This is a genomic window from Mesorhizobium erdmanii USDA 3471, from assembly GCF_000472705.1.
In the GTDB taxonomy this organism is placed as follows: Bacteria; Pseudomonadota; Alphaproteobacteria; order Rhizobiales; family Rhizobiaceae; genus Mesorhizobium; species Mesorhizobium erdmanii.
The window spans coordinates 378,925-398,300 of sequence record NZ_AXAE01000005.1 but is presented as its reverse complement, the minus strand read 5'-3'; the positions used below and the strand labels follow the sequence as shown (position 1 = coordinate 398,300).

The 19,376-nt window shown below is 62.8% G+C and carries 18 protein-coding genes and 1 tRNA gene; 9 read left to right on the top strand and 10 right to left on the bottom strand.

Going from position 1 to position 19,376, the window contains the following annotated elements:
- Positions 1-146: 146 nt before the first annotated feature.
- Together A3AU_RS0101900 and A3AU_RS0101895 are read left to right on the top strand one after the other, a co-directional pair.
- Entirely contained in the window at positions 147-1,145 is a 999-nt protein-coding gene (locus A3AU_RS0101900; RefSeq protein WP_027051277.1) for an acetyltransferase domain-containing protein, read from the top strand.
- Positions 1,142-1,618, top strand: coding sequence for a methyltransferase family protein (locus A3AU_RS0101895; protein ID WP_027051276.1), 477 nt, complete (start codon positions 1,142-1,144; stop codon positions 1,616-1,618). Before A3AU_RS0101900 ends, A3AU_RS0101895 begins: the two co-directional genes overlap by 4 nt.
- Before the next feature lie 6 nt (positions 1,619-1,624).
- Here the strand turns inward: A3AU_RS0101895 and A3AU_RS0101890 are convergent, their stop codons facing one another.
- Both A3AU_RS0101890 and mgtE read right to left on the bottom strand, forming a co-directional pair.
- The gene (locus A3AU_RS0101890) at positions 1,625-2,011 is read right to left on the bottom strand and encodes a MerR family transcriptional regulator (protein WP_006203215.1); all 387 of its coding nucleotides are present in this window, start codon (positions 2,009-2,011) and stop codon (positions 1,625-1,627) included.
- Between the two features lie 137 nt (positions 2,012-2,148).
- Positions 2,149-3,561, bottom strand: coding sequence for a magnesium transporter (gene mgtE, locus A3AU_RS0101885; RefSeq protein WP_027051275.1), 1,413 nt, complete (start codon positions 3,559-3,561; stop codon positions 2,149-2,151).
- Between the two features lie 425 nt (positions 3,562-3,986).
- Between mgtE and A3AU_RS0101880 the strand changes: the two genes are divergently transcribed.
- From A3AU_RS0101880 to sucD, 5 genes are all read left to right on the top strand, one after another.
- On the top strand, positions 3,987-4,607 hold the full coding sequence (locus A3AU_RS0101880) for a LuxR C-terminal-related transcriptional regulator (protein ID WP_027051274.1): 621 nt from the start codon (positions 3,987-3,989) through the stop codon (positions 4,605-4,607).
- A gap of 123 nt (positions 4,608-4,730) precedes the next feature.
- Positions 4,731-5,921 (top strand): aminotransferase class V-fold PLP-dependent enzyme, encoded by a 1,191-nt coding sequence (locus A3AU_RS0101875; RefSeq protein ID WP_027051273.1) that lies wholly within the window; start codon positions 4,731-4,733, stop codon positions 5,919-5,921.
- An 11-nt stretch (positions 5,922-5,932) separates the two neighbouring features.
- Complete coding sequence (locus A3AU_RS0101870; RefSeq protein WP_027051272.1) at positions 5,933-6,913, top strand: HpcH/HpaI aldolase/citrate lyase family protein; 981 nt, start codon at positions 5,933-5,935, stop codon at positions 6,911-6,913.
- Positions 6,914-6,933: 20 nt separating this feature from the next.
- Positions 6,934-8,118, top strand: a complete 1,185-nt coding sequence (locus A3AU_RS0101865; RefSeq protein WP_027051271.1) for a malate--CoA ligase subunit beta — start codon at positions 6,934-6,936, stop codon at positions 8,116-8,118.
- Positions 8,119-8,266: 148 nt separating this feature from the next.
- Positions 8,267-9,166, top strand: a complete 900-nt coding sequence (gene sucD / locus A3AU_RS0101860; RefSeq protein WP_027051270.1) for a succinate--CoA ligase subunit alpha — start codon at positions 8,267-8,269, stop codon at positions 9,164-9,166.
- 215 nt (positions 9,167-9,381) lie between these two features.
- Here the strand turns inward: sucD and A3AU_RS0101855 are convergent, their stop codons facing one another.
- From A3AU_RS0101855 to A3AU_RS0101845, 3 genes are all read right to left on the bottom strand, one after another.
- Positions 9,382-9,876 (bottom strand): DUF302 domain-containing protein, encoded by a 495-nt coding sequence (locus tag A3AU_RS0101855; protein ID WP_027051269.1) that lies wholly within the window; start codon positions 9,874-9,876, stop codon positions 9,382-9,384.
- A gap of 67 nt (positions 9,877-9,943) precedes the next feature.
- Positions 9,944-10,804, bottom strand: a complete 861-nt coding sequence (locus A3AU_RS0101850; protein WP_027051268.1) for an alpha/beta fold hydrolase — start codon at positions 10,802-10,804, stop codon at positions 9,944-9,946.
- Positions 10,805-10,953: 149 nt separating this feature from the next.
- Positions 10,954-11,724, bottom strand: a complete 771-nt coding sequence (locus tag A3AU_RS0101845; RefSeq protein ID WP_027051267.1) for an alpha/beta hydrolase — start codon at positions 11,722-11,724, stop codon at positions 10,954-10,956.
- 208 nt (positions 11,725-11,932) lie between these two features.
- On the opposite strand from A3AU_RS0101845, the gene A3AU_RS0101840 reads away from it, so the two are divergent.
- Positions 11,933-12,895, top strand: coding sequence for an AraC family transcriptional regulator (locus A3AU_RS0101840; protein ID WP_027051266.1), 963 nt, complete (start codon positions 11,933-11,935; stop codon positions 12,893-12,895).
- Between the two features lie 241 nt (positions 12,896-13,136).
- On the opposite strand, the gene A3AU_RS0101835 is transcribed toward A3AU_RS0101840, so the two are convergent.
- Positions 13,137-13,221: transfer RNA gene (locus tag A3AU_RS0101835), tRNA-Leu, on the bottom strand.
- Between the two features lie 235 nt (positions 13,222-13,456).
- Here A3AU_RS0101835 and lipB point away from each other — a divergent pair.
- Entirely contained in the window at positions 13,457-14,200 is a 744-nt protein-coding gene (gene lipB / locus A3AU_RS0101830) for a lipoyl(octanoyl) transferase LipB (RefSeq protein WP_027051265.1), read from the top strand.
- Positions 14,201-14,217: 17 nt separating this feature from the next.
- Here lipB and A3AU_RS0101825 read toward each other — a convergent pair whose 3' ends face one another.
- From A3AU_RS0101825 to proS, 4 genes are all read right to left on the bottom strand, one after another.
- On the bottom strand, positions 14,218-15,474 hold the full coding sequence (locus A3AU_RS0101825) for a peptidase M50 (protein WP_027051264.1): 1,257 nt from the start codon (positions 15,472-15,474) through the stop codon (positions 14,218-14,220).
- 600 nt (positions 15,475-16,074) lie between these two features.
- Positions 16,075-16,803: an ABC transporter ATP-binding protein gene (locus A3AU_RS0101810; protein WP_171892239.1), complete on the bottom strand. Its 729-nt coding sequence runs from the start codon at positions 16,801-16,803 to the stop codon at positions 16,075-16,077.
- Positions 16,755-18,041 (bottom strand): lipoprotein-releasing ABC transporter permease subunit, encoded by a 1,287-nt coding sequence (locus A3AU_RS0101805; RefSeq protein WP_027051262.1) that lies wholly within the window; start codon positions 18,039-18,041, stop codon positions 16,755-16,757. Before A3AU_RS0101805 ends, A3AU_RS0101810 begins: the two co-directional genes overlap by 49 nt.
- The gene (proS, locus tag A3AU_RS0101800) at positions 18,038-19,366 is read right to left on the bottom strand and encodes a proline--tRNA ligase (protein ID WP_027051261.1); all 1,329 of its coding nucleotides are present in this window, start codon (positions 19,364-19,366) and stop codon (positions 18,038-18,040) included. Before proS ends, A3AU_RS0101805 begins: the two co-directional genes overlap by 4 nt.
- Between the last annotated feature and the right edge of the window lie 10 nt (positions 19,367-19,376).

Sequence of the window (19,376 nt, the reverse complement as noted above, 5' to 3'; positions counted from 1 at the left end):
AACCGACGCCTACCCGGCCAAAAGCGAAGCCGGTCAATGTCTTCCCGGCTCTGGCCTAAAGCGTCGCTTGATCCGATGGGCCGGCCTTCATCTGTCCCGTCCAACCGTGATAGTCCTCACGCAGGGCTGAATCAGATCGCGAGCACATGACCATCCAAACGCCGACCGCACCCGTTCCGGGCCAAACCAGGCGCATCGTCGCCATCGATGTCGTGCGCGGCATCGCGCTGCTGGCCATGGCGAGCTACCATTTCACCTGGGATCTGGAGAATTTCCACTACACCGATCCGGGCTTGACCGCTTTCGGCTGGTGGAAATTCTACGCGCGCTGCATCGCCTCGACCTTCCTGTTCCTGGTCGGCGTCAGCCTGTTTCTTGCCCACGGCAAACAGATCCGCCGGACCGGCTTCTGGAAGCGTTTCGCCATGGTCGCGGCGGCGGCGATCACCATATCGGTCGTCACCTGGTTTGTCACGCCGGGCGGCTTCATCTTCTTCGGCATCCTGCATGAGATCGCGCTGGCCAGCCTGCTCGGCCTCGCCTTCCTGCGCTTGCCGGCACTGATTACCTTGCTGGTCGCAGCGGTGGTTATAGCTGTTCCCTTCTATGTCAGCCTGGAGTCCTTCGACCATCCCTGGCTGTGGTGGGTCGGCCTTTCCGCAATCAACCCGCGTTCCAACGACTACGTGCCCTTGTTCCCGTGGTTTGGCGTGGTGCTGGCCGGTCTTGGAGCGGCCAAGCTTGCCTCCACATCGGGTCTGCTGGGGCGGCTGGCCAGCCTTACGCCCGGCCGATGGGCCAATCCCCTGCTCTTCATCGGCCGGCACAGTCTTGCCTTCTACCTGATCCACCAGCCGCTGCTGTTCGGCTGCGTCTGGCTGTTTTCGCAAGTGATGCCCGCACCCGCCGAAACCCCGCAGGTGGAATTCCTGAAAACCTGCCAGGTGTCATGCGAGCAGACGCGCAACGCAACCTTCTGTTCGAGCTATTGCGGCTGCATGCTCCAGACGCTTCAAGGCGAAGGCTCTCTTGATCGGCTCTACAACAACGACCAGACTGCGGATTTCAGGGCGCATCTGGGCGATCTGGCCGGCAGTTGCACGGCCCAGACCGACGAGAAGCTGGACGAGGGAGGAACGCAGTGACCGAAAAACAGCCGAAGCCGGGCATGATACCCTGGCCGCCAGTGATCTACACCGCGGCGATCGCCATCAGCGTCATCCTCGGCCTTGTCTATCCTCTGCCCTGGATCGGCGACCTTTTGGGCGACATCCTGTTCGCGGCCGGCTGGGTGGCCCTGTTCGGCGTTGCCGCACTCTGGTTTACCGCCATCCGCACCATGATGCGGGCCAGGACGACGCTGAACCCCAACGCGGTGCCGGACCACCTCGTCACCACCGGTCCCTTCGGCATCACCCGCAACCCGATGTATCTCGCCAACACGCTGCTGCTGATCGGGGTCGCCTTTGTCACCGGCATCGTCTGGTTCCTGCCGCTGGCCTTCATCGCGGCGTTCCTCACCCAGAAACTGGCGATCGAGGGCGAAGAAAAGATACTGGCGACGAAATTCGGTAAGAAATACCGGGACTACGCCAAGAGGGTGCGACGCTGGATTTGAACGGCGTCAGGTATTCACGCCGAGTTCCACCAGCCGCTCGACACAGGATTCCTCGGCCTGGTCGAGTTCGGCCAACGTCTCTTCGAGGTCGCGGCGTTTCTGCCTGAGATCCTCGCGCTTTTCCTCGATGCGCTTGATCATCAGCTTGAGCTGCCCGACCTCGCCCGGCGGCTCTTTGTACATCTGGATGATTTCGCGGATCTCGTTGATCGAGAAGCCGAGCCTTTTGCCGCGCATGATCTGCCGGATGAGATGCCGGTCGGACGGACGAAACAGTCGCGTGCGGCCACGCCGCACCGGCTGCACCAGCCCCTCGTCCTCATAGAAGCGCAGCGTCCGCGTCGACACGTCGAATTCGCGGGTCAGTTCGGTGATCGAATAATATTCCCGCATTGTCACTCCATGCCGGAATCCCGGGCAACGCCACGTGGCGCCGCCTCCCCGTCCCGAACCAACCTTTGCCCGTCGGAATCGACACGGCCCCCGCGCAAGCCTCGCACGGCATTTACGTAAAAGTCAATTGAGACCGATCACCGGACGCTGAACCACCAGGTTGCCAGGCCGAGGAAGGCAAAGAAGCCGACGACATCGGTGACTGTGGTGACGAAGACCGCCGACGCCACCGCCGGATCGATCTTGAACCGGTCGAGCAGCAGCGGGATCAGGATGCCGGCAAGTGCGGCGACGAACATGTTGATGATCATCGCCGCCGCGATGATGCCGCCCAGATTGGGATCATGGAACCAGACCGACGCGACAATGCCGATCAGGATGGCAAAGACAATGCCGTTGATGAAACCAACGCCCATCTCGCGGCGGATGATGCGGCCGGCATTGTAGATGTCGAGGTCTTTCGTCGCCAGCGCCCGCACGGTGACGGTCATGGTCTGCGACCCCGCATTGCCGCCCATGCCGGCCACGATCGGCATCAGCACGGCGAGCGCCACGATGCGCTCGATCGTGTGGTCGAACAGGCCGATCACCGAAGCCGCCAGGAATGCCGTCAGGAGATTGATCAGCAACCAGGGGACACGCGAGCGCGATGTGGAAAGAATGCTGTCGGAGAGCTCTTCGTCGCCGACGCCGCCCATGCGCAGCAGATCTTCCTCTGCTTCCTGCTGGATGACGTCGACGACGTCGTCGATGGTCAGCACGCCGACTAGCCGCTCATTCTCGTCGACGACGGCGGCTGAAAGCAGATCGTACTGCTCGAATTCGCGCGCGGCCTCTTCCTGATCCATGGTGGCCGGGATGAGATGCCGCGTCTCATGCATGACATCCTCGACCTTGACGGCGCGCTTGGTGCGCAGGATCTGGTCGAGATCGATGGCCCCTAACAGCTTGAAGGTCGGGTCGATGACGAAGATCTGGCTGAAGCGGTCGGGAAGGTTCTTGTCCTCGCGCATATAGTCGATGGTCTGGCCGATGGTCCAGAACGGTGGCACCGCGACGAACTCCGTCTGCATGCGCCGCCCGGCGGTCTCTTCGGGATAGTCGAGCGAGCGGCGCAGCCTGATTCGTTCGGTGAACGGCAGTTGCGACAGAATTTCGTCCTGGTCTTCCTTTTCGAGATCTTCGAGAATGTAGACCGCGTCGTCGGAATCGAGTTCCTGCACCGCCTGCGCGATCTGCGCATTGGGCATATGATCGACGATCTCCATGCGGATCGCCTCGTCGACCTCGGTCAGCGCGGAAAAGTCGAAATCGGCGCCCAGGAGTTCGACCAGGGCCTGCCGCTGCTCGGGATGCAGCGCCTCGATCAGGTCGCCGAGTTCCGACTGGTGAAGATCGTCGACTTCCTGCTTGAGGGTCAGCGTATCGCGGTCGGCGATCGCAGCCCCGATCTGGGCAAGGAAGGACGACAGGACCGCACCGTCCTCGCCATAGATATCGGCGTGGGCGTCGTCGGTCGCTTTGGCGGAGGCCGTCTGCTTGTCCTCCACCAGCGCCTCCCGCCATCCCGGAAAAAATTGCGTCTCAGATTCAGAGCATCGGACGTTAACGCGGAAACCGGTTTCGCGGAAATCCGATGCATCTCGCGTGCAGGCGCGATTCGATTTGAGAACTTATCGCCCTAAGGCACGGAATATCAAACGAAACGCTTGTTGCACGCCACACGGCGAACGCATCGCGGATGCCTGACTCTGCGATGTCTGACCCATCAAGAACCGGCGAACCCCTGCTTCAGACGGCGCGACAGCCGATGTCGCTGGGGAAAGAGCACCCCGGCGCGATTGGGGCAGAATTGTCATGATACGGGTCCAGGCCTGAAGCCTGGCCCTTGAGTTGCGGCACAATCAGCTCAGGACAAAAACGGCCCTTGAACAGCAAGCCCGGGAAAACGAGCAATGCAGTTGGCGACCGGCGCATGCGCATTGTCGTCGCCGAGCGCAATCCGTTCGTCATATCGGCGCTGCGCGAAATGCTCGAATGCGACGGCCGTTTCGACTTGCTGAGCACCGTTCAGAGCGGCAAACAATTCCTGGATCTGGCGGCGACGGGCGGATTCGACGTCGCAGTCATCGGCTGGAAGCTCGCCGACATGGACGGGGCCGAAGTGCTGGCCGAGGTCCAGAGCCGCAAGCTCGACGTGCGCATCACCGTCTTTTCCAACGACCATGACATCGGCATCCTGAAGCAATGCGTGCGGCTGGGGGCCCAGGGCTATTGCTTCCAGTTCGACGACCCGGCCATCATCTTCGACACCATCCTGGCAGTCGCGCATGGCCGCATCTGCATCCCCTATATCGACATCAACAAGGTCAACGACACGCCCCTGGCGCAGCTCACGGTGCGCGAGCGCGAGCTGCTGGCGGTGCTTTCGGACGGCTGGACCAATCTGCAGATCGCAACGCGGACGGGCATTTCCGAGAACACGGTGAAGTACCACCTGAAGAATCTCTACGACAAGCTCGACGTCCGCAACCGGGCGATGGCCGTCGCGCTCTATTCGCGAGAGAGGCGCACCCAGAAACAGCCCTTCGGGTAGGCCGACCGGGTAGGCTTCTCCCACCCGCGCGCGGCGAGATGTTACCCGCCAGGGTGTTGTTGGCTTTAGCCGTCGAAACGAAACTCCCCTCACCGCTTTGCTGGATCAGGAGGAGTTCGCATCATGGCCGGTTTCACCCATCTTTTCATTCCCGGACCGACCAACATTCCCGAACAGGTCCGGCAGGCGATGAACCTGCCGATGGAGGACATGCGCGCCGCGTCCTTCCCCGATCTCACGCTGCCGCTGTTCGAGGACATCAAGAAAGTCTTCAAGAACGAGACCGGCCGCGTCTTCATATACCCGTCGTCGGGCACCGGCGCCTGGGAAGCGGCGATGACCAATGTGCTCAGCCCCGGCGACCGCGTGCTGATGTCGCGCTTCGGCCAGTTCTCACATCTGTGGGTCGACATGGCCGAGCGCCTCGGCTTCGAGGTCGAAGTCATCGACTGCGAATGGGGAACCGGCGTCCCGCTCGAGCTCTATGCCGAGCGGCTGAAGGCTGACAAGGCGCACCGCATCAAGGCCGTCTTCTGCACGCAGAACGAGACAGCGACCGGCGTGACCAGCGACGTCGCGGGCTGCCGCGCCGTCCTCGACGAGGCAAACCACCCTGCCCTGCTGTTCGTCGACGGCGTGTCGTCGATCGGTTCGATCGACTTCCGGCAGGAAGAGTGGGGCGTCGACTGCGCCGTCTCGGGTTCGCAGAAAGGTTTCATGCTGCCCGCCGGCCTCGGCTTCCTCTCGGTCAGCAGGAAGGCGCTCGTCGCTTCGAGGAGCGCCACCCACCGGCGCTGCTTCTTCTCCTTCGAGGACATGATCCGCGCCAACGATGCCGGCTATTTCCCTTACACGCCGGCTACACAGCTGCTGCGCGGCCTGCGCGCTTCGCTTGACCTCATCGCCGAGGAAGGGCTGGACAATATCTTCGTCCGTCACCATCGCCTGGCCGAAGGCGTGCGCAATGCGGTCGACGCCTGGGGCCTGAAGCTCTGCGCCAAAGCGCCGAAATGGCACTCCGATACGGTCAGCGCCATCCTGGTGCCGGACGGCATCGACAGTGGCGACGTCGTCAAGCGCGCCTACCGCGGCTACCAGACCTCGCTCGGCGGCGGCCTCAACAAGGTGTTCGGCAAGGTCTTCCGCATCGGCCATCTCGGCTGGCTGAACGAGGTGATGGTGCTGGCCTCGCTGTCGGCCGCCGAAATGGCGCTGCTCGATTGCGGCGTCAGGCTGGCGCCCGGCTCCGGCGTCGGCGCCGCCATCCAGCATTTCCGCGCCTCGGCCGCCCTGCCGGTCGCCGAAGCCGCCTGAGGGAGCCGACGATGAGCCACATCATCAACCATTTGAAGAAACTGCGGCTGCAGCGCAGCGAGCTGGCGGTTCCCGGATCCAGCCCGGAGATGATCGACAAGGCGGCAAACAGCGCCGCCGACTTCGTCTTCCTCGACATCGAGGACGCGGTCGCGCCACCGGACAAGGAGCGCGCCCGCAAGAACATCATCCAGGCGCTCAACGACATCGACTGGCGCGCCAAGGGCAAGACCGTGTCGGTGCGCATCAACGGTCTCGACACTCACTACATGTACCGCGACGTGGTCGACGTGATGGAGCAGGCCGGCGATCGGCTCGATACCATCCTGGTGCCGAAGGTCGGGGTGCCGGCCGACCTCTACATGGTCGAGGCGATGGTCAACCAGATCGAGATGGCCAAGGGATACAAGACCCGCGTCGGGCTGGAAGCGCTGATCGAGACCGCGCTCGGCATGGCCAATGTCGAGGCTATCGCGGCAACCCCGGGCCGGCTGGAAGCCATGCATTTCGGCGTCGCCGACTATGCGGCAAGCTGCAAGGCGCGTACCGTCAGCATCGGCGGCCTCAATCCCGACTATCCCGGCGACCAGTGGCATTTCGCCCTGTCGCGGATGACCGTCGCCTGCCGCGCCTATGGCCTGCGCGCCATTGACGGCCCGTTCGGCGATTTCACCGATCCGGAAGGGTATATCGCCGGTGCCAGGCGCGCCGCGGCCCTCGGCATCGAAGGCAAATGGGCGATCCACCCCTCGCAGATAGCGCTTGCCAACGACGTCTTCTCGCCGCCGGAGAAGGAGGTCACGCGCGCCAGGCGCATCCTCGAAGTGCTGAAGGAGGCCGAGGCGGCGGGCAAGGGAGCGGCAGCCCTCGACGGCAAGATGATCGACGCCGCGTCGGAGCGCATGGCGAGAAATGTTCTGGTGGTCAACGAGGCCATCGAACGCGCCGGCCGCCTCGATAACAAAAAAGAGCCGCGCGTCGCCGCGCACTGACAATATCCGGGAGGACAACAATGGACATCCACGAATATCAGGCCAAGGAACTGCTCGCCCGGCACGGCGTGCATGTGCCGCGCGGCGGGCTGGCCTACAGCCCCGAGCAGGCAACCTACAGGGCGCGCGAGATCGGCGGCGGCAAATGGGTGCTGAAGGCGCAGGTCCACTCCGGCGCCCGCGGCAAGGCCGGCGGCATCAAGCTATGCACGAACGACGACGAGATTTCCAACGCCGCGGAAGCCATGCTCGGCCGCAAGCTGGTGACCAGTCAGACCGGCCCGCGTGGCAAGCTGATCTCGCGCCTCTATCTTGAGGAAGCGGTCGACATCGCCCAGGAACTTTATCTCGGCTTTGTCCTCGACCGTAAGGAAGAGCGCGTCATGATCGTGGCATCGGCCGCCGGCGGCATGGAGATCGAGGAGATCGCCGAGACGGCCCCGGATTCGATCATTCGCGCGGCGGTCGATCCTGGCGTCGGCATGCAGCGCTTCCAGGCGCGCGAGATCGCTTTTGGGCTTGGGCTCGAGGACAACCTGATCGGCAAGGCGACCGAAACCATCTTCAGTTGCTACCAGGTGTTTCGCGACTACGACGCCTCGATGCTGGAGATCAATCCGCTGGTGGTCACCCGCGACGGCAATCTGATCGCGCTCGACGCCAAAATGTCGTTCGACGAGAACGCGCTGTTCCGGCGCCCGGAAATCTCCGAACTGCGCGACAAGAGCCAGGAAGATCCGCGCGAAACCTTCGCCAGCGACCGCGGCCTCTCCTATGTCGGCCTCGACGGCAACATCGGCTGCATCATCAATGGCGCGGGCTTGGCCATGGCGACCATGGACATGATCAAGATCGCCGGCGGCGAGCCGGCCAACTTCCTCGACATCGGCGGTGGCGCTTCACCCGAGCGGGTGGCGAAATCCTTCCGTGCCGTGCTTGGCGACAAGAATGTCGAGACCATCCTTGTCAACATCTTCGCCGGCATCAACCGCTGCGACTGGGTGGCCGAAGGCGTCGTCAAGGCGATCCGCGAGGTCGGCGTCACCGTGCCGCTGGTGGTGCGCCTCTCAGGCACCAAGGCCGAGGAAGGACGCCGCATCCTGGCCGATTCCGGGGAAGCGGTGATCGTCGCCGACACGCTGGCCGAAGCCGCCGAAAAAGCCGTCGCCGCCTGGCACGCGGCCGCCAAGAAAAAAGCAGCCTAGAGCCGAATGATTTCAGGTCGAACGGCCTGAAATCTGAATCCGTCTCTAAAATCAAACAGATAGAGCATGATGCCTGGACAGACGGAAACCTTTGTCCGCGAAAACCGCTTCACACTTTTCGGCATCATGCGCTAGGGAGGTCTAAAAAATGGCAATCCTGCTCAACCGCAGCACCCGCGTTATCGTCCAGGGTTTCACCGGCAAGATCGGCAGTTTCCACGCCGAGGACATGAAGCGCTACGGCACCAAGCTGGTCGGCGGTGTCACGCCCGGCAAGGGCGGCCAGACACATCTCGGCCTGCCCGTCTTCAACACGGTCAAGGGCGCGGTGCGCGAAACCCGCGCCGAGGCCAGCATCGTCTTCGTGCCGCCGCCCTTCGCCGCCGATTCGATCATGGAAGCCGCGGACGCCGGGATAAAACTCTGCGTTTGCATCACCGACGGCATCCCCTCGCAGGACATGATGCAGGTCAAGCGCTACATGCGCCGCTACCGGTTCGAGGACCGCATGCGGCTGATCGGGCCGAACTGCGCCGGCGTCATCACGCCCGGACAGGCGCTGATGGGCATCATGCCGGGCTCGATCTACCTGCCTGGACGCGTCGGCATCGTCGGCCGTTCCGGCACGCTGGGCTACGAGGCCGCCTCGCAGATGAAGGCGCTGGGCATCGGCGTTTCGACCAGCGTCGGCATCGGCGGCGACCCGATCAACGGCTCGTCCTTCAAGGACATACTGCAGCTCTTCGAGCGCGACGAGGATACCGACGCCGTGGTGATGATCGGCGAGATCGGCGGCCCGCAGGAAGCCGAGGCGGCGATCTGGGCGCGCGACAACATGCGCAAGCCGCTGATCGCATACATCGCCGGCCTTTCCGCCCCCAAAGGCCGCCGCATGGGCCATGCCGGAGCCATCATCTCGGCCTTCGGCGAGTCGGCGCAGGAGAAGGTCGAGATCCTGAAGGAGGCCGGCGTCGTCATCGTGCCGACACCGTCGTCCTTCGGCGAAGTGGTGGCGGATACGTTGGCGCGGATGAAGAAGGCTGCGTGATTTCCGCGCCTCTCCGCGTTGGGAGGCCGTCACATACGCCCGCGCGAACCTTCCGGGTCATAGGGAGAGCCGGCGATCACCCTTGCCGGGCGCCGCTCGCCGAGAATTGAAACTCCAGCGCCGTACCGAGCGTGCCAAGCCCGGCGGCAGTGCCAATGTTATGTCATGGCCCAAATGCGTGGGCGTAACCTGTCGCCTGAGGCGTCACCATGAGCTTAGTGCGCGCATTCGCGTAGCAGGGTTGTGATTTTCGCATCAAGATCGCGAGCGACGGCAAGAGCCTCCAAACTGCCATAAGGAAGCAGACAACTCTCCATTTTGTCGTAGGAGACATGAACGCCATCGAGACGTTCATCAACAAGGACTGTGACCGGAGCGTAAGATCCAGCATCGGGAACGTGCTTGACCATTTCTTTCATGATCAGTGGATTGCCCACCAGGAAGCGCATGCTCTTGGGAGTCTCGGTTCCAGTTTCGCGGCGCAGAATGGCGCCCAAGTCGAATTCCGCGAAAAGCATGAGACCTGTTCGACCTAGGCCGCTTTGCACAACGCGCTCCAAATCCGAGAAGGAATTTGCAGCCCTCGTCGCCTTGAAAAATTCGACCATGTCAGGTTGCCCGACCGCTGACTTGAGCGCGGCCACAACGGCGTCGAATGGTTTGGAACACGTCCGGCTGAAACGCTCAACCTCGACCTTTGCGATTGTCATTTCTTTCTCCGCAACAGCTCTCAAGAAGAAAGGCGCGACCGATCGCGCCGGGATTGTGCACCGCCGATTAGGCTTCCAGGAAGGTCCGGACGTGGCTGACGAACAATTCGTGGTACTGAAACAGGGCGCCGTGGCCGGAATCGGGATAGAGGATCAGCTGGGCGCTGCTTAGCGCCTTGAACATTGCGTAGGCGTTGTCCGCCGGCAGCATCGTGTCGTGGTTGCCGCTCACCACAAGGGCGGGCTGGTGGATGGCGCGCAGAATGGTGTGCTCGGGATCAGGTGTGGCGCACCAGGTAATAAGCGCCTTGGCCTGTGGATCCGTCACCGCGCCGCCATTATCGGTGTCCCGATCTTCCTTACGCACCTTCGCCCGCTTCAGGAACGCCAGGCCGGCCGACTGGCTGGCGGACGACTTCGTGAAGAACAGCGGCAGGCGAACGTCCGGCGCCTCGGTTTGGGAAAACGCGTCTTGCAGAACCGCCAATAGGTGTTCCTCTCCGCCCTTCGGAGCGGTGCCGACGAGGATGAGCTTGCGGACCAGCGTTCCATGCTCGGCGGCGATCTGCTGCGCGACGCAGCCGCCGAGGGAAAAGCCCAGCAGGTCGACTTGGGAGAGGCCGAGCAGGTTGATAAAAGCGACCGCGTCTCGAGCCATTGCCCCGATATTGTCCGGCGTTTGGCCTGTAGAGCGGCCGACGCCGGCGTTGTCAAAAGCGATCACCGGGCGATCGGCGGCCAGGACATTCACGACGGCGGGATCCCATGCATCGATGTTGCCCGAGAAATGCTGCAGGAGAACCAGCGGCGTTCCGGTCGATGGGCCAAGGCGGCGATATGCGAAACGGATTCCGCCGCCTTCGATGTATCGGGTGGGCGCCGTTTCTAGCGTCGCGGCGTCATGGCTCCCAGGGTCGGACTCAGTCAGGTCATCCTCCGGATGCTTGGCATCAAATAATTGAATGGGAGTAGCTGGCGGGGTTTTGGCTAGGTCTGAGCCGCTCGCGGTCCAAGCCATTCCGCGGTCCGTCGAGCACGCGTGGTGCTCCCGGCACGAAGGTGCCGGGAGCGGTATCGTCACTTCACGAGTGCGGCCTTTTCAATCACCGCGGCGACTTCCTTAGCGTGGACGACCAGGGAGGCATGGCTGCCGGCGACCTCCGTCGTCTGGGCTTTCATCCTTTCGGCGAATATGTTCTGGACCTCGGGTGCGATGACCTTGTCCTTCGTGCTGATCACATAGAACGTTGGCTTGTCGTGCCAGGCTGCCGTATCGACCGGAGCCTCGAACGCTGTGTGGTTCAACGGGAGCTGATGGTTTGCCAGGGATTCGGCGATCTCCGGAGGAAGGTCAGCCGCGACTGCCGAAGGGAACACTTTGGGATCGATGTAGAGGTTGCCCTTTTCGTCGGGATGAATCGCCGCGCCGCCTTCGGTTGCCGGACCACTCTGTGCCAGGATCGCCAGTGATTGCCCTACGTCGGGAGCGAATGCGGAGACATATACGAGCGCCGAGACTTTCGGATCGTCACCTGCTTGCGTAATGACAACGCCGCCCCAGGAGTGGCCAACGAGAACGGTCTTGCCGTTCTGTTTGGCGAGCGCCTGTTTGGTGGCATCGACGTCCGCTGCGAGGGAGGTGAGCGGGTTTTCGACGAGCGTGACGTTATACCCCTTCTTCGTGAGGATATCGGCAACCGGCTGCCAGCTCGTCTGGTCGACGAATGCACCATGGACGAGCACGATATTGTGAGCCGCCCCCTTCGGCAGTTGAGCCGATTGGGCGGGGGCCGCAACTGCTGCTCCGGCCATGAGGACGGTGGCGACCGAGAGTAGAAGATTTCGCATTGATTGCTCCTGTTGAGATCACGGACGACGCGGTCCGGGGAAGGCGTGTCGGCAGAGTTCCGGTTCTTCCATCTGCCGATTTGCGAAATGGTTTGCCGCGCGACCTGTCGCCTCGCCTTGAGATCACCTAGTACGTGGAGCTCTCGGACGTTAGGCCTCAATCGTCCGAATATTGTGTCTGATCGTCCGTCGTATTAAGATCGGGGGGATGGACATCCTCGCTGAAGTGCTCGATCGAGTTCGTCTCGGCGGAACCTTGCTGTTCCACTTCGAGCTCGGCCATCCTTGGAATCTGGCGTTGCCACAGCGCCCCTACGCCCTGTTCCACTATCTCAGCCGTGGCTCGGCTACCCTCGCGCTCGAACAGGGACGAGAGCTCCACATGACCGAGGGCGACTTTGTTGTCGTCACGCGTGGCGAGCCCCATGTGATCTACTCGGACAGCCGGGCGGAGCCGTTACCGATTTTCGACATCGATCGATTAGCCGGGCGTCTTGGCCTCGTTCGTCACGGAGGCGGAGAGCAGCCGCTCGCGACGATGATCTGTGGTAATTTCGCTGTGGCACGGCCCTCGCGCGGCAGCGTTTTGGAATTGCTTCCGCCAGTTCTTCTCCTGAAGCCGACGGAAGATGGCGGATGGCTCGAGGCGATTCTGCAACGCATGGTGAGCGAGGCGGCGCTCGAGCGTCCCGGACAAGGCGTCGCGCTCTCACGCCTGACCGAAGTGCTCTTTGTTGAGGTGTTGCGAAGCTGGATCAAGTCGCTCCGCCCCGGAGATGGCGGGTGGCTGGGGGCGATGGCGGACCCGCACATCGGACCGGCGCTTCAGTTGATTCACGAACGACCGGACCGGCCCTGGACCCTTGGCGAGCTCGGGCAAAGCGTGGGACTTGGCCGGTCGGCGTTTTCGGCTCGCTTCACCAAGCTCGTTGGCGAATCCATGTACCGTTATCTGATCTCGCGCCGGATGTCGGAGGCCGCATTTCTGCTCGAAACAAGCGACGAGGGGATTGCACGGATTGCGGCCCGTGTCGGCTATGAGACCGCAACCGCATTTTCGAAGCTGTTCCATCGACATCACGGCCTATCGCCTGGCCGCTACCGAGAATTTCGCCGCTCTGACGGCGGCCGGAGGCAAGGGGATGATCTGGAAGGAGAAGTCGTCGATTGACCTCCCGCGGTTGTGGCCGCGCGGTGATCGACAACGTCGACGTTGGACGGCACGGAAATCTGTACTCTCGGAAGGCAGACGGTTCTGGAAATCTGGTGATGGGCGGCAAGATCGAATTGTGACCGTCGATCTGCCGAATGGACCGAAGGTGCAGCCCTTGTAGGAGGGCCAGCAGTTGCACGAGCGTCTGATGATCGACAGATTGCCGCCGGGCGTCCGAAGGCTTGCTTCATAAAGATGTTGGTGCGGTCGAGAAGACTCGAACTTCCACGGGTTGCCCCACAGCGACCTCAACGCTGCGCGTCTACCAATTCCGCCACGACCGCACGTGGTAGGAGCCGGAACCGACCGGCTCGCGGCGTGTAGCAAATCGTTTCCGGCGAAACAAGTGCGCGGCACGCAATAATCTCAGGCGATTGGCACAATGGTCCACAGGATAGGAAAGCAGGGCAGGAACTGGACGTTTGCGCCCGATATCGCCATATGGAAGGCGATGCATGTCGCCCAGAACAGCGAAACAGTTTCGGAACCGTGACGTGCACGAACGAAAAAACGAAAATCATGACAGAACGCAGCCAGATTGCCACGTCGTTCCTGCCTATGCCCGGCTCGGCGCCGGTCGAGTGGCGCATCGAGCCTGGCATTACGGCCTACCCCGATGCGCTGGCCTTCATGGAGCGCCGAGCCGAGGCGATCCGCGGCGGGGCCGCCGCCGAGATGGTCTGGCTGGTCGAACATCCCCCGCTCTACACCGCCGGTACCAGCGCCCGCATCGAGGACCTAATCGAGCCTGACCGCTTTCCGGTCTTCGCGGCCGGGCGCGGCGGCGAATACACCTATCATGGGCCTGGCCAGCGGGTCGCCTATGTCATGCTCGACCTGAAGCGGCGGCGCGAGGATGTGCGCGCTTTCGTCGCCGCGCTCGAACAGTGGATCATCGGCACGCTCGCCGCCTTCAACGTCCATGGCGAGCGCCGCGAGGACCGGGTTGGCGTCTGGGTGGTGCGGCCGGATCGCCCTGCTTTGCCGGACGGATCGCCGGCCGAGGACAAGATCGCGGCAATCGGCATCCGGCTGCGGCGCTGGGTGAGCTTTCACGGCATCGCCATCAATGTCGAGCCGGATCTCTCCCATTTCGGCGGCATCGTGCCGTGCGGCGTGCAGGATCACGGCGTCACCAGCCTCGTCGACCTTGGCCTTCCCGTCGGCATGGCCGACCTTGATCTGGCGCTGAAATCAGCCTTCGAGGATGTGTTCGGTCCCGCGGCGGCCTTGCCTGCCGAGGTCGCTCGCAAGACCGGTTGAACCTGGAAAGGTTCAACTCAAGCCGAAAACAATTGCGCCGACGCCCACAAAACTCCGCAACCATGGATAATGAACACCGCCAGCAGCGCACCGGCGATGGCGAAGCGGTCGACCATGCGGATCGGCTCCAGCTCGTGGCGCGGCTTCACCCCGCTGCCCATCGTCAGCAGGCTGAGGATTGAAAAGACCGCGCCCGTCGCGAGCAGAAAGCTGGATGAAAAGCCGGCCCGCCAGCCCACCGCCAGGAACGCCGAAAGCAGGAAGAACGAGGCCAGCGCCAGCGCCACCGGCCCCGGGCAGATCTGGCGCAGCACCTGGCCGCCGTCGAACTTCCACACAGGCACCAGATTGGCGATGTTGAAAAGGGCCGCACAGCCTGCCAGCGCCGCCAGCAGAGCGGCCGCGGCCTTGTGCCCCTCGCCACTCGCAAACGCGCTGGCGGCAATAACGATCGGCACCAGGAAGGCGGAGAAGCCCGCCCCCATCAGAGCCACGAAGGCTACCTCGAAGCGGCTGTTGTAGGGCCGGCCGCCAATGGCGATGCCGCCGAGCAGCGGGATGAAGATCATCCGCGCCTTGCGGTGGCCCATCAGCCGGAACGCCGCCATGTGGCCGAGCTCGTGCAGCGCGACCACCGAGGTCAGGATCGCGGCCAGCGCCAGGCCGCCGAGATGGAGACCGAAGAACGGCCACAGGATCAGTGCCGACAGCACCGCAAAGCCGACCTGGCTCAGCGGATGCTCGAACCAGCCGCCCTTGCGATACTGCCCGGTCACAGCCCAGCGCTGCAGCTTGGACAGTTCGCGGCGCATGGCGAAATAACGGAACACCAGAAAGGCAGCACCGCGGTAACGATCCGTCTGGCCCAGCGTCACGCGTGTGCCGCTGCCTTCGGAGACGAGTTCGGCCGTTTCGCGATAGTCTTTCCAGAACGAGACATCGAGCGCGGTATCATCGAGGACGCGCATCGAGAAGCGGCTGCCCTCAACGACATCGTCAAAACGAGCCCGGCGCTCGATCGGCTTGCCGTCGCGGCCTTCCCACGACAGCATGATACGGGCCACACCATCCCCGTCCAGCGGCTGCGCCGAGAGGATCTCGCCGGACCATCCGGCATCGCTGCCAAGCGGCCACAACGCCTGCCAGAGGCGCTCACGGTCCATGGCGATCAAGCGGTTCATCCTGACCGTGCGCAAACCAAGCGGCACTGTCATCAAGAGAAAGATCAGCCCGAGATTGCTGGCCACCAAAATGGCCGTGACGATGGGCGACACCTGGACCTTGCTCCCTGCCTCGGAAACGCACCCTAGCGTCACCGCGGCAAGAAAGACTTAACGGCGGAGCGGTTTTCGCCAGCGGAAACCAAGGCGGCGAGAGCCGCCAAATCACATCGCTCCGATCCAGATCGCCATGGAAACCAGAAACGCGCTCATGCAAACCAGTGAGATGACATCCTGAACCAGATCGGTCATAACTCTCTCCTGTTGTTGATATGTTCGCAATTTGTTCTAATTTTGTTTCAATGTCAACGAACAGAATCCAGGCGCAGCCGGAATCTGCGAGCGATCAGATCCGCAAGGTTAAGAAAAGGTTGACGGCTCGGCGCCTATCAACAGGTCAGGAAGATCTCGGACGACGCCATCGTCCCGCTGCGCCTGGTTGCACTCAACCGAGCAATGGTCGTGGGGCAACACGAAGGCGTCAATCAAGCTGATCGCTGGCGAAAGCGCATGAGACAGGGCCGCCAGTGGCGCCTCTCTCGCAACTTTGTAACCTGGCTGCTCATCCTAGGGATGATCGCGATCTCTTCCGCCCTGATCGCACTGAACGCTCACTGGCGGTTCTAAGCCTGAGTGGCTCTCGGAGAGACGGGCCTACAGCGGCACCACCTTGCCGTCGGCGAGCGTGACACGCCGGTCCATGCGTGATGCCAGCTCGTGATTGTGGGTGGCGATCAGCGCAGCGAGACCCGACTGCCGCACCAGTGCCTCCAGCGCCTCGAACACATAGGAAGCGGTGACCGGATCGAGATTGCCGGTCGGCTCATCGGCCAGCAGCACCAGCGGTGCGTTGGCAACCGCACGAGCGATGGCAACGCGTTGCTGCTCACCACCGGAGAGTTCCGACGGCCGGTGCGACGCGCGCTTGCCGATCTGCATGTAGTCGAGCAACTGCGCCGCGCGCTCGGTCGCCTCCTTGCGCGGCAGCCCCTTGATCAGCTGCGGCATCATGATGTTTTCCAGCGCCGTGAATTCCGGCAGCAGATGATGGAACTGGTAGACGAAGCCGACATCGTTGCGGCGTATCGACGTGCGTTCGTCGTCGGATAGCCGCCCGCAGGCGCGGCCGGACAGGATCACGTCGCCGGCGTCGGGGCGTTCCAGCAGGCCGGCCGTGTGCAGCAGCGTCGACTTGCCGGTGCCGGACGGCGCCACCAGCGCCACCATCTCGCCGCGTCTCAGCGAAAAATCGGCGCCGTTCAGGATGGTGAGCTTGCGCGGCCCCTGGACATAGTGCCGCTCGACGCTCTTCAGCTCGATAATGACCTCAGCCACTACTCGTACCTCAAGGCTTCGACCGGATCGAGGCGGGCGGCCCGCCATGCCGGAAATACCGTCGCCAGGAAGGACAGCCCGAGCGCCATGATGATGACATAGGTCGTCTCGCGCGGATCCATCTTCGCCGGCAGCTGGCTGAGGAAGTAGAGCTCCGGATTGAACAGCACCTTGCCGGTCATCCACGAGAAGAACTGGCGGATCGATTCGATGTTGGTGCAGATGAGTACGCCCAGCAGCACGCCGGCAAGCGTGCCGGTGACGCCGATCGCCGCCCCCGTCATAAGGAAGATGCGCAGGATGGCGCCGCGCGACGCGCCCATGGTGCGCAGGATGGCAATGTCGTGCCCCTTGTCCTTCACCAGCATGATCAGTCCGGAAATGATGTTGAGCGCCGCCACCAGCACGATCAGCGTCAGGATCATGAACATGACGTTGCGCTCGACCTGCAGGGCGGAAAAGAAGGTCTCGTTGCGCTGGCGCCAGTCGACCATGTCGATCGGACGCTGTGCCGCCTCCTCCACCTTCGGTTTCAGCGCGTCGACATTGTCGGGATTGTCGACATAGATCTCGATCGTCTGGGCGCGGCCGTCCATGTTGAAATAGAGCTGCGCTTCGGAGAACGGCATGTAGACGATGGACGTGTCATATTCCGACATGCCGACCTCGAAGATCGCGGAGATCTTGTAGCCCTTCATGCGCGGCGTCGTGCCGATCGGCGTCACGTCGCCGTCGGGCGAGATGAGCGTAATGGTGTCGCCGAGCGTCAGGCCGAGATTCTCGGCCATGCGCTTGCCGATGGCGACACCCTCACCGCTATCGAAATTGGCGAGCGAGCCCTGCTTGATGTTGTTGGCGACGATAGCGATCTTTCCGAGATCCTCACCGCGTATGCCGCGCACCAGCGCGCCGGTGCCGCCGCCGACATTGCCTTGCGCCAGCACCTGGCCGTCGATCAGCGGGATGGCGTATTTGACGCCGGGCACCCCGTTGATGCGGCCGGCGACCTGGGCGTAATCCTCGAGCGGCGAATCGAGCGGCTGCACGATCAAATGGCCGTTGACGCCGAGAATGCGTGTCAAAAGCTCCGCGCGAAACCCGTTCATCACGGCCATGACGACGATCAGCGTCGCCACGCCAAGCATGATTCCGAGGAAGGAGATGGAGGCGATGACCGAGATCACCGTCTCCTTGCGCCGCGAACGCAAATAGCGCCACGCTACCGTGCGTTCGAAGATGGAGAACGGGCCGGCGCCCGCCGATCTTGCCGCCGCCACTTCGCTCATGTGGCAGCACCGAAGCGTTTTTTCGCATCGGCCACCGGAAGCGTTTCGCGCTCGCCGGTCTTGCGATTCTTGATCTCGATCTCGCCGGCAGCCACGCCGCGCGGCCCGACGATCACCTGCCAGGGCAAGCCGATCAGGTCGGCGGTGGCGAATTTGCCGCCCGGCCGCTGGTCGGTATCGTCGTAAAGCACATCCTTGCCGCTGGCTGCGAAGGCGGCATAAAGCTCGTCGCAGACGCGGTCGCAGTCGGCGTCGCCCACCTTCATGTTGATCAGGCCGATGTCGAACGGCGCCACGGCGTCGGGCCAGATGATGCCGTTCTCGTCATGGCTGGCTTCGATGATCGCCGCGACAAGCCGTGACGGGCCGATACCGTAGGAGCCGCCGGAAACGAAATGATCCTTGCCGTCGGGCCCGGTCACCTTGGCACCCATCGGCTTGGAATATTTGTCGCCGAAATGGAAGATGTGGCCGACTTCAATGCCCCGCGCCGAGACCCGGTCGGTTTCGCCAAGCTTGTCCCACGCCGCCTCGTCATGCATCTCGTCGGTGGCGGCGTAAGGCGTCGTCCACGTCTTGACGATGTCCGATATCTCGGCGTCATTGGCGAAGTCGGTGTTTTCGCCAGGCACCTCGAGCGACAGATAATCGCGATCGCAATAGACCTGGCTCTCGCCGGTGTCGGCTAGAATGATGAATTCGTGGCTGAGATCGCCGCCGATCGGCCCGGTATCGGCCCGCATCGGTATCGCCTGCAGGCCCATGCGCGTGAACGTCCTGAGGTAGGACACGAACATTCTGTTATAGGCCGCCCTGGCGCCTTCGAAATCGAGGTCGAAGGAATAGGCGTCCTTCATCAGGAATTCGCGCGAGCGCATGACGCCGAAGCGCGGCCGCACCTCGTCACGGAACTTCCACTGGATGTGGTAGAGATTGAGCGGCAGGTCCTTGTAGGACTTGACGTAAGCGCGGACGATTTCGGTGACCACTTCCTCGTTGGTTGGACCGTAGAGCATGTCGCGATCTTGTCGATCCTTGATGCGCAGCATCTCCTTGCCGTAATCGTCATAGCGACCGCTTTCGCGCCACAGGTCGGCCGACTGGATGGTCGGCATCAGGATCTCCAGCGCGCCGGCTCGATTCTGCTCTTCGCGAATGATCTGGCAGACCTTGTCCAGCACCCGCTTGCCTAGTGGCAGCCAGGAAAAACTGCCCTGCCCCTGCTGGCGGATCATGCCGGCACGCAGCATCAGCCGGTGCGAGACGATCTCGGCCTCGCGCGGATTTTCTTTGAGGATAGGCAGGAAATAGCGCGACAAACGCATGGACTGGTCC